Source organism: Nonomuraea cavernae, from assembly GCF_040655715.1.
Classification (GTDB): domain Bacteria; phylum Actinomycetota; class Actinomycetes; order Streptosporangiales; family Streptosporangiaceae; genus Nonomuraea; species Nonomuraea cavernae_A.
The window spans coordinates 1-18435 of record NZ_JBFAKL010000020.1; the positions used below are offsets into that span (position 1 = coordinate 1).

At 64.8% G+C, this 18435-nt stretch carries 17 protein-coding genes, 1 tRNA gene and 1 pseudogene; 14 read left to right on the forward strand and 5 right to left on the reverse strand.

From position 1 onward, the window contains the following. Positions 1 to 544 precede the first annotated feature (544 nt). The 3 genes from AB0I38_RS26465 to AB0I38_RS26475 all read left to right on the forward strand — a co-directional run bounded on the left by AB0I38_RS26465 (position 545) and on the right by AB0I38_RS26475 (position 3178). Positions 545 to 1672, forward strand: a complete 1128-nt coding sequence (locus tag AB0I38_RS26465; protein WP_358475274.1) for a toll/interleukin-1 receptor domain-containing protein — start codon at positions 545 to 547, stop codon at positions 1670 to 1672. 140 nt (positions 1673 to 1812) lie between these two features. Then, positions 1813 to 2289 (forward strand): DUF4231 domain-containing protein, encoded by a 477-nt coding sequence (locus AB0I38_RS26470; protein WP_358475285.1) that lies wholly within the window; start codon positions 1813 to 1815, stop codon positions 2287 to 2289. 101 nt (positions 2290 to 2390) lie between these two features. After that, a protein-coding gene (locus AB0I38_RS26475; RefSeq protein ID WP_358477199.1) for an IS5 family transposase occupies positions 2391 to 3178 on the forward strand; the annotation gives its coding sequence in 2 pieces (ribosomal slippage) (positions 2391 to 2724 and positions 2724 to 3178; 789 coding nt in all). Positions 3179 to 3589: 411 nt separating this feature from the next. On the opposite strand, the gene AB0I38_RS26480 is transcribed toward AB0I38_RS26475, so the two are convergent. Further along, positions 3590 to 4228 carry a DUF6461 domain-containing protein gene (locus tag AB0I38_RS26480; RefSeq protein WP_358475291.1) on the reverse strand — a complete coding sequence of 213 codons (639 nt, stop codon included), beginning with the start codon at positions 4226 to 4228 and terminating at the stop codon, positions 3590 to 3592. A 624-nt stretch (positions 4229 to 4852) separates the two neighbouring features. Here AB0I38_RS26480 and AB0I38_RS26485 point away from each other — a divergent pair. Continuing rightward, a pseudogene (locus AB0I38_RS26485) lies at positions 4853 to 5842 on the forward strand (IS481 family transposase); the annotation flags it as partial. 955 nt (positions 5843 to 6797) lie between these two features. Here the strand turns inward: AB0I38_RS26485 and AB0I38_RS26490 are convergent. From AB0I38_RS26490 to AB0I38_RS26500, 3 genes are all read right to left on the reverse strand, one after another. Further along, entirely contained in the window at positions 6798 to 7277 is a 480-nt protein-coding gene (locus AB0I38_RS26490) for a GntR family transcriptional regulator (RefSeq protein ID WP_358475322.1), read from the reverse strand. Positions 7278 to 9043: 1766 nt separating this feature from the next. Further along, on the reverse strand, positions 9044 to 9595 hold the full coding sequence (locus AB0I38_RS26495; RefSeq protein WP_358475353.1) for a hypothetical protein: 552 nt from the start codon (positions 9593 to 9595) through the stop codon (positions 9044 to 9046). 2 nt (positions 9596 to 9597) lie between these two features. Then, the gene (locus AB0I38_RS26500; protein WP_358475359.1) at positions 9598 to 9927 is read right to left on the reverse strand and encodes a hypothetical protein; all 330 of its coding nucleotides are present in this window, start codon (positions 9925 to 9927) and stop codon (positions 9598 to 9600) included. Between the two features lie 168 nt (positions 9928 to 10095). Between AB0I38_RS26500 and AB0I38_RS26505 the strand changes: the two genes are divergently transcribed. The 8 genes from AB0I38_RS26505 (at position 10096) to AB0I38_RS26540 (ending at position 16100) form a co-directional block, all read left to right on the forward strand. Then, positions 10096 to 10350 (forward strand): hypothetical protein, encoded by a 255-nt coding sequence (locus tag AB0I38_RS26505; protein ID WP_358475367.1) that lies wholly within the window; start codon positions 10096 to 10098, stop codon positions 10348 to 10350. A 15-nt stretch (positions 10351 to 10365) separates the two neighbouring features. Further along, positions 10366 to 10800, forward strand: coding sequence for a plasmid replication, integration and excision activator (locus AB0I38_RS26510; protein ID WP_358475372.1), 435 nt, complete (start codon positions 10366 to 10368; stop codon positions 10798 to 10800). Further along, the gene (locus AB0I38_RS26515; protein ID WP_358475378.1) at positions 10800 to 11066 is read left to right on the forward strand and encodes a hypothetical protein; all 267 of its coding nucleotides are present in this window, start codon (positions 10800 to 10802) and stop codon (positions 11064 to 11066) included. Before AB0I38_RS26510 ends, AB0I38_RS26515 begins: the two co-directional genes overlap by 1 nt. Continuing rightward, positions 11063 to 11377 carry a hypothetical protein gene (locus AB0I38_RS26520; protein ID WP_358475382.1) on the forward strand — a complete coding sequence of 105 codons (315 nt, stop codon included), beginning with the start codon at positions 11063 to 11065 and terminating at the stop codon, positions 11375 to 11377. The genes AB0I38_RS26515 and AB0I38_RS26520 overlap by 4 nt, the downstream gene beginning before the upstream one ends. Before the next feature lie 85 nt (positions 11378 to 11462). After that, complete coding sequence (locus tag AB0I38_RS26525) at positions 11463 to 12923, forward strand: FtsK/SpoIIIE domain-containing protein (protein ID WP_358475398.1); 1461 nt, start codon at positions 11463 to 11465, stop codon at positions 12921 to 12923. Further along, the gene (locus AB0I38_RS26530) at positions 12920 to 14533 is read left to right on the forward strand and encodes a replication initiator (protein ID WP_358475418.1); all 1614 of its coding nucleotides are present in this window, start codon (positions 12920 to 12922) and stop codon (positions 14531 to 14533) included. The genes AB0I38_RS26525 and AB0I38_RS26530 overlap by 4 nt, the downstream gene beginning before the upstream one ends. Continuing rightward, a complete protein-coding gene (locus AB0I38_RS26535) occupies positions 14530 to 14721 on the forward strand; it encodes a helix-turn-helix transcriptional regulator (RefSeq protein ID WP_358475431.1) in 192 nt (63 codons plus the stop codon). Before AB0I38_RS26530 ends, AB0I38_RS26535 begins: the two co-directional genes overlap by 4 nt. Continuing rightward, positions 14718 to 16100 carry a tyrosine-type recombinase/integrase gene (locus AB0I38_RS26540; protein ID WP_358475439.1) on the forward strand — a complete coding sequence of 461 codons (1383 nt, stop codon included), beginning with the start codon at positions 14718 to 14720 and terminating at the stop codon, positions 16098 to 16100. The genes AB0I38_RS26535 and AB0I38_RS26540 overlap by 4 nt, the downstream gene beginning before the upstream one ends. Positions 16101 to 16322: 222 nt before the next feature. On the opposite strand, the gene AB0I38_RS26545 is transcribed toward AB0I38_RS26540, so the two are convergent. Next, positions 16323 to 16396, reverse strand: a tRNA-Arg gene (locus AB0I38_RS26545). Positions 16397 to 16728: 332 nt separating this feature from the next. Here AB0I38_RS26545 and AB0I38_RS26550 point away from each other — a divergent pair. After that, the gene (locus AB0I38_RS26550; protein ID WP_358475457.1) at positions 16729 to 17511 is read left to right on the forward strand and encodes a phosphotransferase; all 783 of its coding nucleotides are present in this window, start codon (positions 16729 to 16731) and stop codon (positions 17509 to 17511) included. Then, a complete protein-coding gene (locus AB0I38_RS26555; protein WP_358475471.1) occupies positions 17495 to 18424 on the forward strand; it encodes a cobalamin biosynthesis protein in 930 nt (309 codons plus the stop codon). The genes AB0I38_RS26550 and AB0I38_RS26555 overlap by 17 nt, the downstream gene beginning before the upstream one ends. Positions 18425 to 18435 lie beyond the last annotated feature (11 nt).

Below are 18435 nucleotides of genomic sequence, written 5' to 3' on the forward strand. Positions count from 1 at the left end.
GCAGACGCGCACGAACAGACGTGGGGACTTAAAACTGGCCACCAGCGGTGACCTCAACCCGGCCACCTGCGGCTACTTTTGCACGGCCACGGACACCACGACCAGGCGATCGTAGGGGCGATATGTGTCCACACCACACGGGCCCAGCCCCGTTGTTAGCTAGAGGCTTGAGCGCATCAGGACATTCGTGTGTACCTACGCAGCCGGATGGATGTTCTTGAACTCAGTTGTAAGGCCAGGCCGGCATCCGACCTGCCTCCCATGCTGTATGCAGTCTCGGGATCATCAATCGACCCACCCAACGCGAGTGGACAACGTCCGCAAATATGTGACTAAAAAGACAAAACCAACAAGACGGATATATTGGCGCACACATACCCATAGGGCGATAAACTGCGGAGACCGCAAAACGATCATTGAGTGCGGGCTAGGATTGCACGACTCGTTGCGACGCCCTTCTGTAGCCGAAACGCCGTAAGTGGTAGGGCGAATGTGACGTGAATGAGAGAGAACCATGGACGCAAGAGCTTGCATAGGAGATTCTGTGAGCGAGAAGACTCCCAACACATCAAACATGGCACTAGAGGTATCGGTTTTTGCGTCCTACGCGCAGGTCGATGATGCGGCAACCTACCAGCGCATTTCCCGGATCGTCGCTGACATAAAAACGACTCTAGCAAGCCAAACAGGTTCAGCCGTTAATGTGTTCAAGGATACAGAATCAATTGCGGCAGGAGAGAACTGGCGCGATAGGATACGACTTGGCCTGTCCTCATCGACGATTCTCCTCGCCTTCGTTTCCCTGGCCTATCTTAAAAGCGCGCCATGCAGGCAAGAGTTTCGCGAATTCCTGGGGTTTCTCGTTGCCAACTCAGAGACCAGGCTAATAATCCCGCTCATATATGCAGACTTCGACCGAGTCGATTCAAGATCTCAAGAAGATGATATCTGGGAAGAGATTAAAAAGCTGCAGGTCATCAAAATGGCTCATATGCGCGCAACCGACCCAGGGTCGTCCGAATGGTTGAGGGCGATTCAGCAGATATCCGACCGCATAGAAGAGGTTCTCGCCAGCGTTGACCTAGATTCTGCAGATTCGACAGTCGAGCGGTCGCCTTCCAATGGCAAAGAAGAGGAGAGCGATGGATTCCTAGAACTATTTACGGAGATCGAAGAAGAAACCCCGGACATAGTGGCCGATCTAAACACTTACAGCGAGCTAATAACCCACATTGGCCATATAACTGCTAGTGCGGCGCCAGAGATTACGCGTGCTCAAACATTCGGGCAAAAACTAGCGGCAACGAGACGGCTAGCCGATAGCCTCACTCCAGTCTCGAACGAGGCCGTGGCTATTTCCCAACGCATCCTGCGCGGGTTGAATAAATGGGATAGCGGTGTCCACAAGGCGGTTGAGGTGCTGTCCAGGCAGCAAATCGACACAGGTGGAGATAACTCCACATCGTTCCTCGATGCTATCTACGGGCTAGCCGAGAAGGGGATCGGCTCGATAGGTCAGCTAGATGCCCTCCGCGAGATTTTCGATACAATAAATGGAGTATCAAAGCAACTGAATTATCCACTTGGCCAGATCAAAGCGTCATTGCTCGTATTTGCTGAGATCCGTGGCATATTCGAGAGCTGGAAGAGCGCGATTGATGGCATACGCTAGTCGCCAGGAAACCGATGCAATTTGGCGCAAGCTCAATAATCGCTTCATATATTCATGGAACTTCGGGTCACTAAAGAGTGTTTTTCGGACTCCCGGTCGGCGTCAAAAGCGCATACGTACGAGGACCATCAAATAGCGACATGCCCGCATGGGGGTTCAGATTGAGCAGCCCTTCATCAGACGAAACCTTTGCTTACGCTTTAGAAATCGCCAACAATTCCTACGCCTGGTATAGGCGAGCAGCAATCAAGGCGAGGCGCTTCTATCGCATATCTGAAACGGCGCAGTTATTCGTATCAGCCTCTATTCCTATCGTCGCATTGCTGGTGCCGGGGGATGCTACAGTTCCCGCCATGCTCGGGGCTTTCTTAGTTATCTTGACCGGGATGAAATCCATCTTCCGCTGGCATGATGACTACTTGCGCTTCAGCGCAGCACGCGAGGCCGTCGAAGCAGAGCGACGCCTCTATATCACCGGCGGAAGCCCTTATGATGATCCATCAACTAAAGACGCTCTTCTGTCGAGTGCTGTCACTAGAATCGAGCGCCAAGAAATGGTTTCGTGGACAAAGATCGCGGCTAAAGGTCCAGACTCGGAAGGCCGGCCGAAGACATAGCACTAAGAACTCCTAACAGAATGAAGGGGGCCGAGTCCGGGAACATGATCGGTCGTTGAACCGGGTGTGAGGAAAGGTGAACAGCCGAACAGCCACCCTGGATCGTGCCCGATGGGCTCTGGCAACGGATCGAGCCGTTGCTGCCGACGATCGAACGCCGCTACCGCAGCCCCGGACGCAAGCGGATCGACGACCGTAAAGCGTTGTGCGGGATCTTGTTTGTGCTCTATACCGCGATCCCGTGGGAGTTCCTGCCCCAAGAGCTGGGGTTCGGCTCAGGCATGACGTGCTGGCGGCGGCTGCGCGACTGGCACCAGGCCGGCGTCTGGAGTCGGCTCCATCAGCTGTTGCTGGCCGAACTACACGCCGCTGACCGGCTGGACTGGTCCAAGGCGGTGATCGACAGCTCCCACGTGCGGGCGCTCAAGGGCGGCCCAAAACCGGCCCGAGTCCGGTCGACCGAGGCAAGACCGGCTCGAAGCATCATGTGATCACCGAGGGGAACGGCACCCCGCTGGCGGTCAGCCTCAGCGGCGGCAACCGCAACGACATCCTGCAGCTCTTGCCCTTGATCGAGGCTATCCCGCCGGTGCGTGGCAAGGTCGGCAAGCCCCGTCGGCGTCCCAGATCGCTGTACGCCGATCGCGCCTACGATCACGATCGCTACCGCCGTCAGCTCCGGGACAAGAGAATCGAGCCGATCATCCCGCGCCGGGGCACTGCGCACGGCTCCGGCCTGGGCGTGCATCGATGGGTGGTCGAACAGACGATCGCGCTGCTGCACTGGTTTCGCCGATTACGCATCCGCTGGGAGGTCCGCGACGACATCCACGAGGCCTTCATGACCCTGGCCTGCGCCATCATCTCCTGGCGACGCCTCAATCACTGAGCGCATTCTGTTAGGAGTTCTAAGTAAGCAACAACTTGCACGGGGCTTGGCGTCTTCGCCGTCGGCCCGAGTGGCGGGCGTGTGTGAGAACGGCCCCCAGGCCGCACGCGCAGCTCGGCTCCGGCGAGCATCCTCTCCTCACGCTTCGAGAGCGTGAGGTCACGAGGACCGACGGTTTTACAGCGGGCTGACGTTCCCGACTACATCAGGTGTCCGACCTCGGGGTGCGGCTCTCACCCGCCCCCTACCAGGGGAGATCATCCCGCACATATCCCGTGAGGCAGAGCCAGCCACGATCGCCCCCAGAAACCGCGGACCTCTCGGGAGAGAGGGCCTTCCACATGCAGAGGATCGGCGGTAAACCGGGTAGACCTGGTAGCCACCCGCAGCATCAGTGCACGCCCCTCGTGATCACTGACTGATGGCGCCGACGAGTAAGGGCTCGTCGAGGACGCTGGGAGTGAACACCACGCCAGTGATCTTGGCTGCCAGCAAGAACACACGCGAGATCCTGTTGGTGAACATGTCATCCCACGTCGCCTCCCATGTCTCCTCATCCAACTCCTCCGGAGGCAAGCCGGTTTCACGCATGAAATCGTTGATCCGTTCCGGATCACTGCCCCACCGACTCCCTGGCAAGTGCGGCGTGAAGCCGGTGACGACCTTGCCATCTACCGCGTACACGAAGCTGTCCGACGCATAATCGTGCCGCCCGACGGCCACCACCTCACATCCCCGAGACAGCCCAGTCAACCGCTCGGCCAGCACCGCCTGGAAACCCCCCGGTTCGACGGCCACGCCCCACTCACTGACCTGGAGGACGCCGACATAGTCGTTGCCGGTCATCCCTGCCGCCTCCCAGACCTTGACACGGAGTTCATGGAAGGTCATCTCCCGCCCTGGGCGTTCGGCCCCGAAGCGTCGCAGCACCTCCGCAGGTTCGAGCCCGTGAAAAAAGGACACGCAGAAAATCTCGCCAAGCAGATCCTCACGGTCTCCTACTCCTGGCGAAGCTTCCAACCAACGGAACGGAACGAGGGGATCGGCCACCACAACCTCCTTTAATGGTTTTACAAGGCGTCGCCCGTTCTACCGCTCAATGACCTCTGACCTGCGGTACCGCCGTGCGGCAGGCGATCTACCTCGGAGATTATTCCGCACACTTTTCGGATCATGGAGGACAGCATCTCGCCTGCTGGTTCATACCTCGGCATGGAGCTGGACCACAACAACGCCGCTCGGTGAGCCGTGCTGAGGAACGAAGCACGGATCGTCGATCGCCCCCAGTAATGTACGGTGATCGGCCATGCAGTGGCGATCGTAGGGCTGCATCTGTGCGACGGCGTGGCAACCCGGTCAGAGCGTTCGGTAAGTACGGCGAGGCCGGCGTGCGGTGCCCGGCCCGGTGTCCCGCCGCCGTCCGGGACCGGCCCCCAGGCCGCACGCCCGGATGGCGGGCGGGCGGAGGGCCGGGGGTGCGGCGGCGCGCCGCGCCGCCGCTTGATACCTAAGAGATCAATTCGGCAACGCACGCAGGGTTGTATCTGTCCTGTCCCGCGACATGCTTGACACATCAGTCCCAGGACATGTTTGACAGGTGCCTTCGTCGGCCGATCTTTCGTGCGTCGTTTGCGGGTGGCGTGCGTCAGGAGGCCGGGATTGGCTCTGGTCGATTTGTCCGTTGTCGAGCAGCGTTATCAGGCGGTCTTGGCGGTCCTCGCGGGCGCGAGTGTGAGTGAGACCGCGGCCCGGATCGGGGTGTCGCGGCAGAGCTTGCATTCGTGGTTGCGCCGCTATCGGGAATCCGGTTTGTCCGGGTTGGTCGACCGTTCCCGTCGTCCGAAGTCGTCGCCGTCGCAGTTATCGGCGGAGGTGGAGGCGGTGGTGTGTGAGCTGCGGCGAGAGCATCCGCGGTGGGGTCCGGTCCGGCTGGTGCACGAGGCTGAGCGCCTGGGGGTGGATCCGGTGCCGTCGCGGATGGCGGTGTATCGGGCACTGGTGCGCCATGGCCTGGTGAATCCGCGGCAGCGGCGTAAGCGCCGGGAGGACTACCTGCGGTGGGAGCGGCCGGCGCCGATGCAGTTGTGGCAGATGGACATCGTCGGCGGGGTGTTCCTGGCCGATGGGAGTGAGGCGAAGGTCGTCACCGGGGTCGATGACCATTCCCGCTACTGCGTGATCGCTTCTGTGGTGGCTCGTCCGACCGGGCGGGCGGTGTGCCTGGCCTTCGCGGCGGCGCTGCGGACGTTCGGGGTGCCGGAGGAGGTGCTCACGGACAATGGCAAGCAGTTCACCGACCGGTTCGGTAAGGGCGGTGAGGTGCTGTTCGACCGGATCTGCCGTGACAACGGGATCACTCACCGGCTGACCCAGCCGCGTTCTCCGACCACGACGGGGAAGGTGGAGCGGTTCCATCAGAGCCTGCGCCGGGAGCTGCTGGATGATGCGGTGCCGTTCGCCGACCTGCGGGAGGCCCAGGCCGCGGTGGACGCCTGGGTGGCCGACTACAACACCACCCGCCCGCATCAGGCGCTGGGCATGGCGTGCCCGGTCGAGCGGTTCACGCCGAAGACCGATCCCGGCGAGGAGCTGTTGCCGCTGCGGCTGCCGGGTGCGCTGAAGGCGATCGGCGAGCAGGGCAGCGCCCAGCCGCAGCCGTCCTCGACGTCGGACCTCGGCCTGCCGGCCCATGCCGCCAAGGTCGCCGAGCCGGTCGTTGAGGTGGCGCCGGCAAGGGTGTGGTCGGGCGGGCCGGTGGAGATCGACCGTATCGTCCCGGCCAGCGGGAACATGACGGTGGCGGGCCGGCAGTTCTGGCTCGGTCCGGACCGTGCCGGGGTGCGCGTGACGTTCTGGGCCGACACCGACGTCATCCACCTGCTGGTGGCCGGGGTCCGGCTCAAGAGTTTCCGCTCGCACCTGTCGAACGCCGACCTGGCCAAGCTCGCTGCGGGCGGCGGACGAGCGGCGGGTGGCTCGCCGCTGCCGCCCGCCGAGACGGGGACCGCGGTGGAGGTCGACCGGACGGTCAGCCGCTCCGGCACGGTCAGCCTGGCCGGACGCGTCGTGCTTGCTGCCGAGATCCTCAACGGCCGCCGGGTCACCGTCCGGATCGAGGAACACACCCTGATGTTCTTCGACCCCGACACGCGGGAGTTGCTGCGCACTCGTCCCAATCCGATCGGCTGGGACCGGGTGCGGCACCTGCGAGACGCACGGCCGGCCGGTCCGCCGCCCCGGCCCTCGATCGAGCCGATCACCGTGCAGCGGGTCGCCAGCAACAGCGGCGTCATCATGGTCGCCGGGCAGAAGGTCGCTCTCGGCCGGATCCACGCCCGCGCGATCGTGACCGTGCACGTCAGCGACACCACCCTGACCATCGAACTGCCCGACGACAACCGCGTGATCCGCCGCACCACCACCCAGCCCGTCCGCAGCATCAAAGCGGCCCGGCCCCGCAAGGCCGGTCATGTTTCCTAGGGCACCCGTCAAGCATGTGGTGGGACAGTTGTGTCAATCATGTCGTGGGACTAGACAACGCAGGGTTGTATCAGATCTTCCGCACCGGGGATCGCTGGCGTTACTAGAACAATGCGCTGGCCGGCGTGGGCAGCCCCAGCTAATCCTCGGGCCAGTCCTCGCGCTTGGAGACGTACGTGCCCTTCTGCGGCACGGTGAAGACCCAGCCAAGCTCACGCATGTATGCGACCGCCTGCCTGATCGTTCCTGGCGCTCTGTCGAATCGCTGCTCAAGCGTCTTCTCGCTGGGGATGAGGCGATTCGGGGCGTAGGCCCCTGCCCTGATCTCCTCGATGATCTCGTTGGCGATCTGCTGATAGACCGGGACCTTACGCAGACTCTGGGGTGCGCTCTTTGGCCCGACGAAGGTGCCACGTCCTTGCTCGGTGTAAACAGCTCCCTCCTCTTTGAGGAGCTGGATCGCTCGGCGGACTGTCTGTCGCGTCACGCCGTAGGTCCTCACCAACTCGACTTCGGAGGGCACGGCCGAACCGGGCGCGAGATCGCCGGAAGCGATGCGCTGCCTGATCTGGTCCGATATCTGCACATATAGGAGTACAGGCCCCTCACGGTCGAGCACGATCGAACACTAAGCAAGTGCCTACATGCCCTATCAGTCTGCTACCCGTAGATGTAGGAGTGTGTACAAGTACTGGAGGTAGCCATACCTATAGAGGTATCGTGCTGCTGTGCCCCTCTACAGAGGTCAAGCGAGACGGACCGAACTGCCACAGCACCATCCGGCCCTGGATGCACGATCGGCTCAGTTGCCTGACCCCAGCCTGCGTATGGCCTTTAGGCGCTTCTATGTCTGGCGCGAAGCCTCCGGCCTATGGCACGCGAGGCCAATCCCAAAAGTGACCGAATTTGAGAGCGCCCGCCATATCGCTTCCGAATTGACGGCCGAGTCGCTGATCTCGTTGGCCATTTTGTGCATTTGGCAACGGAACCGCCGCGCAAGCGTTGGCTACTTCTGATCGGAGTCTGCCAGTGAGCGGGAAAGGTGCAGCAGTCAAGTTTGCGGCGATCAGGCACGCGGCAGGCATTTCCTGGGAGCCTTGCCGCATCTCGGAGGAGAGGTTCAAAATCGAGATTATCTCGTGCTGCAATATGTATATCTGGGCTTCCGATGATGGCGTTTACGCCGTTATGCGACACACGGAAGACGGTGCGGAGATAGCAGTGATGGGCGCGTGGGAAGAGGCCCGTCCTGTATGGGATGTCCTAACGCTGGCGCATGACCAACGGCACGCGATCCTGATTGAGTATAGCGCGCTAAAGAAGCCGCCTGCTGCTGAGTCAACCTGGGTCCCATTCGAACCATCGGACACAGTCCGAATCCGCGAGACATCCTGCTGCGGCATTTACGAATGGGCGTCTCAGGGCGGAATCTTCTTCGTGCTTCAGCGTACCGCCGATGGTTTTCTAGAAACAGCTAGAGGCCAATATAGGTTCGCGCGCCAAGAGTGGGATCGCCTTCTGGAGGAACATCAAAAAACACATTGGTCAATGCCCAGGAAGGGCAAAGCGCGGAGAAGAGGGAAAGTTGAGCATCCGACGAACGGGGCTCCCAAATGAACTCCACCGGAGAAGAGTTGCCCCGCACGCCAAACAATTCTGATGCCCTCGAAGTGATTAAGCGCGCATACGATCAGGTCAATGAAGACCTACAGAGAATGGCTGACCTCGATGCGGCATACGATATCGCCACGTGCTTAGCGGATGGCATGCGAAAGCTTGCCGATGATGCAGCGCTAGCTCGCGCTAAGTGCGCCGCAAAAATATCTGACGCCGAGAATCTTTCTCGAAGAAGGTTGGCGGACAAGCTGGGAATCTCGAAGGCACGCGCAGATCAGCTAATCAGGGTCGCCCGTAGCAAGGCTGCACCCTAGGGGCCATGCCCAAGGACCTTGGCAGTCTCGGCGCAGGCTGAACCTACCTGGAGGGACTTCACACATCAGCAATAAGCTCGATGGGCAAGTCAAGATAGTTGTCCATCACCTGTGCCCGCAGCCTGGTTCCCCCTTGGCTACTCACCTCGTCAGCTAGTTTGGTAGCCTCAAGAGCGTCGCACCATTCTTCGAATCCTCTGCGGCGTTTGTCTGCGTCACCTATGTCACAGACTGCGGTGAGGGGTGTTGCTGATGGGCTGCTTGCGATAGTCCAGGTGACTACGGGAAGGTCTTCATTCTCGATACGCGAAAGAAGATCCCGAAGAGCTTCCATGGCGCGCTGCTGGACATGTAGCTGATCCAGTTCTGCGCTTCTTGTCTGTTCCCGTTCCTGCACGAAACCGCCCCGCTCTCGTCGATCGTTTCCCTGTCATCGTGCATACGTCTCCCCCGGCTAACGCGCCTCTAGCCCTTCGGGAAGAGTGATCGGCTCTTGCCCGTGCTCGTGGTCGTACATGCCGGCCAGAGCTGGGCGAAAGGCTGCTAGGTGATCTGGCCACCTCCCGCACAGGGCCGTACGCGCGGCGGAGTCTGTTTGCAGGAGGAATTGCAGATGTCGCAAGCCATGCATGAGGACATCGATATACCGCGGGATCGGTGCGTCCGTGGCCTCGACGGGAATCGGCTTTCCGACCGTATCGGGGAGGGTGGGGCTGATTGGGGCGGCGTGCTCCCACTTATCGCGTACAAAAGCGCCGCATCCGAGTACGGCTACGTAGGTGAGAACGACGGCGGTTCCATCTGCGCGCCAGGATGTCGAGTGGAGAAGCTTTACGCCATCTTCCGCGTCGTTCTTCGCCAGGAGGTCGATTACGGCGCTATGAGGATCGCTGTCCTGCTGTACTGGGCCCGAACGCCAGGCATCGATGCCGCTGATGAGCCATAGGCCAACGTCGTCAGCCGAAACGGGCCAGACCTCAACGACCACCTCTGTCGGCTTGCTCATTCTTAACTTCCCTCCGCTGGATTTCCGCGTCGCCCACTGGCATCTTTGGCAGTTTTCATAAGTTGGGCAGCGCGGGCTTTCGATACCCCAATGCGGTCGGCCAAGCCGGCCAACGACATCTGCTCATGGTCAAAAATGCGGGCTGCCGACAAGGCTCGTTGATCCCCTGAGGCCTCAACAAGCCGTCTGAGCGTCTCGACCAGCTCCGTCGCACCCGCATACGCCTGACTCGGGTCAGGCTCTGCATTGATCACTGCAAGCGCGGCGTCGAAGGCGTGTTCGAGGGATGCAAGCGCGGTCTGAACCGCCTCGCTCACGTCTTCCTTTGCCATGCGGGCAGCGTACGCGCTCCGTCCAGAGGGGGCTATACCCAACACGTGTAGCCCCCCCTTGACGAACGTGTAGGGGGGACTGTACGTTCGTTCGTGCAGCCCCCCCTACACGGGGCCCTGTCAGGGGAAACGGCTGCTGCGGCCAACGGTGAGGGATTGGGGTGATCGATGGTGACTGGTCTCGAAGACGCTAAACGCTCCCGTTTGATCACGGCTATCCGCATCGTGGCCGAGTTGATGGACAACTGCGCGGATGGTCTGGCTTCCACGGTGCTGGCCGCCACGGTGTTGCTGATAGTGATCACCTCACTTCACGCCATGGCGGATGTCCTGGAGCACTGCCCAGACGCGTATGCGGGCGCTCTCCAGAAGCACGTAGCAGTGCTTGCGGGAGCACCCCAAATTCAAGTGTCAGACAGTTAAGAGAGGAGAGCCGTTATGGCTCTGCAAGGCCCCATCCCCGTCACCTTCGCCATGGTCTTCCCGCACGGCTGCTACGTCGTCGGCGAGGTCGAGCCCGTCAAGGACTTCGACGCCTCGTCCAACGGCCGGTTCGTGCAGGCCCGTGACAAGCAGACCGGTGAGCTGGTCTGGCAGGTCGCGGTCATGGACGGTGACCCAACCCTTAAGCCCGCCCAGAAGACGGTGGCGGTCAAGATCCTCGCCCCTGTGCAGCCGGTGCCGCCGGCCCCGATGCCGGGGCTGCCGTTCACGCCGGTCGAGTTCAACGCCATCACGATCACGCCGTACGTCAACGCGGCCGGACGCCTCGCGTACTCGATCAAGGTCCGTGAGATGCACGCACCCCGCCAGACCGCCCAGCCCGTTCAGGCCGCCGCGAGCAAGGCTTCGGCCGGAAAGGATGCCGCCTGATGACCCGTCGCCGTACCCCGCGCACCAGCGTGATCCGGCTGACCACCGGAAACGCGGCGCGCACGCTCAGTCACCCGTTCGCCCGCCGTGAGCCCGTCCTGGCGCTCGACTTCGGCGCCACCTCCGTCCTGGTCACCACGAACGGGCCGGTGACGGTGGCGGACCTGGAGTTCGCGCGCCAGCTGGCCCGCGAGGCCCACCGCTTCGCCCGCTCCATGGAGCGCAGCTTCTACGGCCTTCCCGACGGTCACGGGGTGGCGGCGTGAGCGAGCACCGACCCTACAGCTACGTCACCTTGTCCATGCGACCCGACTCCGAGCCGCACGTCGGTGTCTCCTTCTACACGCCGCGCTTGCGGATCAGCTCCGGTCTGCTGCTCAGCAATCCGCGGCCGTATCTGGAGTTCGCCTCCCACGAGGCCAACGTGCACATCTCCACCACCGGGGGCGGGCCGGTCACCGATGCCGACCTTGACCTCGCCCGCGAGATCTTCAACGCCGCCGCTCGCTACCTGGCCGACTGCGAGCTCCTGTACACCGGCCCACCGGCCACAGACGCCACCGACACGGCGGCCTGACACGAAGCGGGGCCGCTGGAAGCGGCAACTTCCGGCGGCCCCTCGGTTCTCCCACGACTTCCACATCACGAGAGGTTCCCAGCTTATGTTCAAGCGGCTGCCTGGCGACGAGGCGCGCAACCTCGTCTCCACCACGCCCGACACGGCCGTCGTCTTCCGCCCGGCCGTCGTCAAGACTCCCGCCATCCTGACCATCGTCATCCTCACCTGGCGCATGCTCGCCAGGCTCGTCCGTACGACCTGGCGCCATCCCATTGCCACCGCCATCCCGGTAGCCCTTGGCGCTGCCTGGTACTTCTACGACTGGCCACTGGCGGCATCTCTGCTCGGCGTCGTCGTCCTGGTCCTTGTCTCGTGGGCGTTCATCAACCGGGCATCCTTCGCTCGCCTGGTCGGCTACCGACTGCTGGCCTGGTGGCGAGTCGTCTGGATCTACCGGCGGCACTGGCAACCGGTCATGATCGTCTCAGGTCTCGGCCGTCACCTCCGGGGCCGCGACTACCTCCCCCGGCTCGGCAAAGTCACCTGCACCTCATGGGCCGACCTGGTCACCGTGCGCATGCTCAAAGGCCAAGCGGTCAAGGACTGGTCCGATCGCCTCGACCACCTCGCCCAAGGCTTCGGCGCGAAGTCATGCCGCGTGGCGCTGTCCCAAGCCGGACGGCTCACCCTGACCTTCCCACGCAGCGATCCCCTCGCCTCGCCCCTGCCGGCGCTTCCCATACCAGAGGAGCCGACAGTGGGGCCGGTCGAGATCGGTAGACAGGAAGACGGGCGGCCGTGGCGGCTCAAGATGCACGGCACCCATGTTCTTGTCGCGGGCGCGACCGGGGCCGGCAAGGGGTCGATCATCTGGTCCGTCATCCGTTCCCTGCTCCCCGCCACCCGTGCGGGCCTGGTCGAGCTGTGGGCGCTGGATCCCAAACTCATGGAACTGTCCTACGGCCGCGCCCTCTTCGGCTCCCGGTACGCCGCCACGCCGGAAGAGTGTGCCGACCTTCTGGACGAGGCCGTGTGCGTCATGCAGAAGCGGGCGGCTCGGTTCGCTGGGCTCCAGCGCTCCCACACACCCACCGTCGATGATCCGTTCGTCCTGGTCGTAGTGGATGAGGTGGCGTTCCTGACCGCCTACCAGTCCGACCGGCAACTCCGGCAGCGCATCTCCTCGGCGCTGGCCACCCTCACTACCCAGGGCCGCGCGGTCGGCGTCGGCGTCCTGGCCGCGTTGCAGGACCCGCGCAAAGAGGTCATGAACATCCGCAACCTGTTCCCCGACAAGATCGCCCTCCGGCTGGACGAGTCGGAGCAGGTGGACATGGTCCTCGGCGACGGCGCCCGTGATCGCGGCGCGCTCGCCGACCACATCTCGCCGGTCCCGGAACTCGGCGCGGGCGTCGGCTACGTCCGGCTGGAAACCAGCCCCGAACCCGTCCGGGTCCGCGCCGCCTATGTCTCCGACCACGACATCCGCGCCATGGTCGAGCGCCGCGAGTGCGGACAGACCGCGCTCATCGTCCCCGCCGCCGCCGAAGGGAGGACCGCATGACCCATCCGCACGACCGCGCTCTCCCCCGGGCCGTCCGCCAGGCCATGCCGATGGCGAGGGACGTACTCGAAGAGGTCGCCAAACTGCACGGCGTCTGCATCCGGCCCATCGCGCTGCGGCGATTCGACATCGTCACCGGCAAGGCCGAGATCATAGACGTGCCGTGCGGCTCCACCCTGGACAGCAAGTGCCCGCCGTGCGCCAAGCGCAACCGGCAGCTCCGCATGGCCCAATGCCGCGAGGGGTGGCACCTCGACACCGAACCGGCCATAACGCCGGACGAGCCGAACGAGGAACAGCGCTGGCTGGTCGCGTTCCGCGCCGACATGCAGGCCAGGCGCGACGCCGCCGCACAGGCCGGCGACGACACCACCGATCTGGACGCCGTCCTGTCCGGCCTTGACGACGAGATCAACGCCGCTGGCATGCGAGGCAGCGTCACCGGATCCGCGGTGCCCAAGCGCACCCGGTCAACCCGGCGTCGGCAGGACGCACCCGACCTGCCCAAGCGGAAGATGACCAACACCACCCTTGGACGTACCTTCACCAGCACGGGCGGCAGGACCTACCGGCCGTCGCTGTTCGTCACGCTCACCCTGCCCAGCTACGGCAAGGTCCGCGACGGCGTCCCGATCGATCCCGACACCTACGACTACCGGCGCGCTGCTCGGGACGCGCTGCACTTCTCCAAGCTCGTGGACCGGTTCGTGCAGAACCTTCGCCGCGTCGCGGGCTACGACGTGCAGTACTTCGCCGCCGTCGAACCTCAGAAGCGGCTCGCCCCGCACCTGCACATGGCCATCCGGGGCACCCTCCCGCGCGCGGAGATCAAGCAGATCGCCGCTGCCACCTATCACCAGGTCTGGTGGCCGCAGGCTGACGAGGTGCGTTTCGACGGTGACCACCTGCCGTTCTGGGACGAGCAGGCCGGCTACCTCGATCCGGTCAGCGGGGAGGTTCTGCCCACCTGGGACGAGGCCCTCGACGCCCTGGACGAGGACGCCGACCCCCTCCACGTGCTGCGCTTCGGCGATCAGGTGGACGTGCAAGGTGTCCTCTCCGGTACGCCGGACGCCGACCAGTGCATCCGGTATCTGTCCAAGTACCTGACCAAGTCCATCGGCGAAACCCTCGACGGCGGCCAGGCCCAGCGCGAGCACGCCGCCCGCATGCTCGACGCCCTTCGTTACGAGCCCTGCTCGCCCACCTGCCCGAATTGGCTGCGCTACGGCGTCCAGCCCAAGAACGCCAAAGCGGGGATGGCTCCCGGCCGCTGCCGGTCCAAGGCCCACAAGCCCGAACACCTCGGCTACGCCGGGCGCCGCGTCCTGGTCTCCCGCAAGTGGTCCAACAAGACCCTCGCCGAGCACAAGCAGGACCGCCGGACCTGGGTCCTGGAAGCCCTCGGCCAGGCCGACGAGCCCACCGACCCACACCGCTACATCTGGCGGCCCGTCCCGGCCGGAGACGCCAACGTGCCACCGCTCGCCGTCCGACTCCTCCGATCGGTCCACGAACGTCAACGCTGGCGAGCCCACCTCAGAGAGCTGGAAGCCAGAGCAGCCGGACAAGATCTTTCGGCAACCGAGCAGACAGGGAGGGCGGCATGAGCAGGCGAGACGAACTCCTCACCGTCGCCCAGGTCCTCAACGAACTCGGCGGAGTCTCCCGCCGCACCTTCTACCGCTGGCGCGAGATCGGCAAGGCACCGAAGGGCATCCGCCTGCCCAACGGCGAACTCCGCATCTACCGCAGCGACCTCGAATCCTGGCTCGAATCCCTCAGGAGCGCCGCATGACCACCTCCTACAAGGTCAAGTTCTGGGACATCCGCACCAACACCAGAGCAGACAAGCCCGGCAAGAAGCCCCGGATCGTCTCCCACACCGTGCGGTGGACGGTCGGCAGCCGCGAGAAGTCGCAGACCTTCAAGACCAAGGGCCTGGCCGAGAGCTTCCTGTCCGACCTCCGCCAGGCGGCCAAGAAGGGTGAAGCGTTCGATGTGGATACCGGCCTTCCGACGTCGATGGTCAAGGCCAAGGACGCTCGCACCTGGTACTCCTTCGCCGTCGCCTACGTACACGCCTGGTGGCCCCACGCGGCGGCCAAGTCCCGCGAGGGCATGACCGACACCCTCGCCACCGTCACCCGCGTCCTGGTCGGCGATGCACCGGGCCGTCCGTCCGACGAGATCATCCGCCGGGTGCTGCGCGACTACTCCTTTCTGCCTGAGGACCGCAGGCGAGAGCCGACACCGGAGATCTCCCGCGCTGTCCGCTGGCTGGAGGGCGCCTCGCTCCCGCTGACCGCTCTGGAAGAGACCAAAAACGCCCGTGCAGCGTTGGAAGCGCTGGCGTTGTGCCTGGATGGCAAGCCTGCGGCGACCTCGACGTACCGCCGTAAGCGGGCCGTCTTCCATCACGCGCTTGAGTACGCCGTGGAGCTGGAAGAGCTTTCGGCAAATCCGCTGCACAAGGTCAAGTTCCGCAAGGCCAAGGTGAGCGGCGAGCTCGATCGGCGCTCGGTGGTCAGCCCCAGGCAGGCGCGTGAACTTCTCACCGCGGTGACCTACGTGGGGCGGTCACGAGGGCCGATGCTGGCCGCCATGTTCGCCTGCATGTACTTCGGCGGTCTTCGCCCGGCAGAGGCGGCGGGCCTGAGGCAGAAGGACTGCCGGCTCCCAGAGAAGGGCTGGGGACTGCTGACGCTGGAGAAGACCAGGCCACAGAGCAACAGGCGGTTCACCGACTCTGGGCAGGCCCACGACGAGCGCGGGCTGAAGCATCGGGACGTGAAGCATACGCGCACCGTGCCCATCCCGCCCGAACTGGTGGCCATTCTGCTGGATCACATAGCGGCGTTCGGAGTCAGCGAGGATGGCCGGCTCTTCCGTACACGGACGGGCGGCGTGATCTCGGGCTCGGCGTACGCGAAGGTCTGGCAGGAAGCCCGGACGTACGCCTTCACCCCCGACCAGGTCGCCTCTCCTCTGGCGGGCCGACCGTACGACCTCCGGCACGCGGCCGTCTCGCTCTGGCTCAACGCGGGTGTGCACGCCCCAGAAGCGGCTGAGAGAGCGGGACACGGCGTGGACGTGATGCTCCGCGTCTACGCCAAGTGCATCGACGGCCAAAGGGAGATCGCCAACCGGCGCATCCTGGAAGCACTCGCGGCGTGACATACGAGCCACGGCAGGACCCCGGGACACCTCGGGGTCCTTTCGCCGTTCCGGGCTTCCGAACTCCCGTGCTGACCTGGGAAAACGTGGCTGCGAGCATTCCGCGTATGTTCCGTGAACAGTGGCACAGGGCTGCTTTCGGCCGCCTCCCGCTGCCTACGGGAGAACCGGGCCGATCATGCAAAAGACCAGGTCAACCCGTAGATTGCCTGGTCTCGATAGCGCGCCCTGCAGGATTCGAACCTGCGACCGTCGGATTAGAAGTCCGGTGCTCTATCCAGCTGAGCTAAGGGCGCCTGATGGAGTTGTGAAGGCGGGACGACCAGGCGGGGACCCCGCACGGAAACGTCGCGCGCACGCTAAGGGTAAAGCATGCGATGCCAGGCATGCGCGCACCCCAAACAGGATAGATCACCACAACCTTGACGGCCTACTCGATTACCGCCTCTGGCCTGGGAGTCACCGACCGGCTCCGGACGCCGCTGCGCGCCTACCGGGAACATCATTCCACGTCCCACCTTCGCGACACGCACCCCCGCCGGGGCAGGCCGAGAGGGCTCGGGAAGCCGCGAAGGGTTGACCGAAACTCCAGGCGGGAGCGGTACAAATAGGTCTAAGCTCTCGTCCCATGGTCGCGACGCTCCTGCATGAGATTCCCCTGCAGGGCGGGGACGTGACAGACGGTGTGGTGCGCGTGGGTGACACCGTGCGCCGGCCCGTCAGCCCGTCCACCCCCGCCGTGCACGCCCTGCTCCGCCACCTCGAAGCCGCGGGCTTCGAGGGCGCGCCACGCGTAGTGGGCATGGACGGGCTCGGCCGTGAGGTCCTCACCTACCTCCCCGGCACGACCGGGGTCACCCGCCCGACCGTCACGGACGAGGCGCTGGCGGGGCTGGCCGGGCTGTTGTGCGACTTCCACAACGCGACGGCGGGCTTCCCGCTCGGCGGCGACGGCTGGGAGGGCGGGTCGAACGACGACGCGCCGCCCGAGGTCATCGGTCACTGCGATCTGACCCCGGACAACGTCGTGTTCGAGGAGGCGACGCCGCGCGCGCTGATCGACTTCGATCTGGCGCGGCCGACAACGAGGCTGTTCGACGTCGTCACGACGCTGCGGCACTGGGCGCCGATCGCCGATCCGGTCGACCTCCATCCGCTGCAGCGCGGGCTGGACGTGGGGGCGCGGGTGCGGCTGTTCTGCGACGCGTACGGCCTGCCGCCCCGCGAGCGGCGGCGGCTCGTGGAGTTGTCCAGGCTCCGCCTCCACCGGTCCTACGTGGTCATGCGCGATCGGGCGGCGGCGGGCGGTAGCTGGGGCAGGATGTGGGCGCAGGGCGCGGGCCAGCGCATCCGCCGGGCGGCCGCATGGCTGGACGTGCACGAAGATGAGCTGCATGCCCATCTGGTCTGATCATCCCCGCGCGCTCGGCCTCGCGATGGGCGTGGCGCTCGACGCGCTCGTCGCCGATCCGCGCGCCGGGCATCCGGTCGCGCTGTTCGGCCGCGCCGCCTCCCGGGTCGAGGAGTTCCTGTACGGCGACGCGCGGCCGAACGGAGTCGTGCACGTGCTCCTGTGCGTGGGCGGCGCGGCCGGGATCGGCATCGCGGCCGAGCGCGTGACCCATCCGGCCGGGCGGGCGGCGCTGACGGCGGTCGCCACCTGGGCCGTGCTCGGCGGCACCACGCTGGCCCGTGAGGGCGCCTACCTGGCCGGGGCGCTGGAGGCCGGCGACCTCGACCGGGCGCGGGCCCGGCTGCCCCATCTGTGCGGGCGTGACCCCTCCGGGCTGGAGGCCGCCGAGATGGCCAGGGCGACGGTCGAGTCGCTGGCCGAGAACACCTCCGACGCCGTCGTCGCGCCCCTCTTCTGGGGTGCGGTGGCGGGTGTGCCGGGCCTGCTGGCGTATCGGGCGATCAACACGCTGGACGCGATGGTCGGGCACCGGTCGGCCCGGTACGAGCGGTTCGGCTGGGCCGCTGCGCGGCTCGACGATGTGGCCAACTATGTCCCTGCCCGGCTCACCGGGCTGCTCGCCGTACTGGCCGGGCCCGATCCGCGTCGCGCGCTGGCCGTGCTCGCCAGGGACGGCCACCGGCATCCCAGCCCCAACGCGGGGCGGTGCGAGGCGGCGTTCGCCGGGGCGCTGGACGTCACGCTCGGCGGCACGAACGTCTACGGCGGCCGGACCGAGCACCGCCCGGTCATGGGCGACGGCCCCGCGCCCGAGGTGCGGGACATCCGCCGGGCCGTGCGCCTCACGAGGGCGGTGAGCCTGGCCGCCGCCGCCATCGCGGTGGCCGCGGCCTGGCGGCTGCGGCGCTGATCCGGTCAGGC

Coding starts and splice junctions, on each gene's coding strand:
- AB0I38_RS26470 (WP_358475285.1), top strand. CDS start 1,813: ATGCCCGCATGGGGGTTCAGATTGAGCAGCCCTTCATCAGACGAAACC.
- AB0I38_RS26495 (WP_358475353.1), bottom strand. CDS start 9,595: ATGAGCAAGCCGACAGAGGTGGTCGTTGAGGTCTGGCCCGTTTCGGCT.
- AB0I38_RS26500 (WP_358475359.1), bottom strand. CDS start 9,927: ATGGCAAAGGAAGACGTGAGCGAGGCGGTTCAGACCGCGCTTGCATCC.
- AB0I38_RS26505 (WP_358475367.1), top strand. CDS start 10,096: ATGGTGACTGGTCTCGAAGACGCTAAACGCTCCCGTTTGATCACGGCT.
- AB0I38_RS26510 (WP_358475372.1), top strand. CDS start 10,366: ATGGCTCTGCAAGGCCCCATCCCCGTCACCTTCGCCATGGTCTTCCCG.
- AB0I38_RS26515 (WP_358475378.1), top strand. CDS start 10,800: ATGACCCGTCGCCGTACCCCGCGCACCAGCGTGATCCGGCTGACCACC.
- AB0I38_RS26525 (WP_358475398.1), top strand. CDS start 11,463: ATGTTCAAGCGGCTGCCTGGCGACGAGGCGCGCAACCTCGTCTCCACC.
- AB0I38_RS26530 (WP_358475418.1), top strand. CDS start 12,920: ATGACCCATCCGCACGACCGCGCTCTCCCCCGGGCCGTCCGCCAGGCC.
- AB0I38_RS26535 (WP_358475431.1), top strand. CDS start 14,530: ATGAGCAGGCGAGACGAACTCCTCACCGTCGCCCAGGTCCTCAACGAA.
- AB0I38_RS26540 (WP_358475439.1), top strand. CDS start 14,718: ATGACCACCTCCTACAAGGTCAAGTTCTGGGACATCCGCACCAACACC.
- AB0I38_RS26550 (WP_358475457.1), top strand. CDS start 16,729: ATGGTCGCGACGCTCCTGCATGAGATTCCCCTGCAGGGCGGGGACGTG.
- AB0I38_RS26555 (WP_358475471.1), top strand. CDS start 17,495: ATGCCCATCTGGTCTGATCATCCCCGCGCGCTCGGCCTCGCGATGGGC.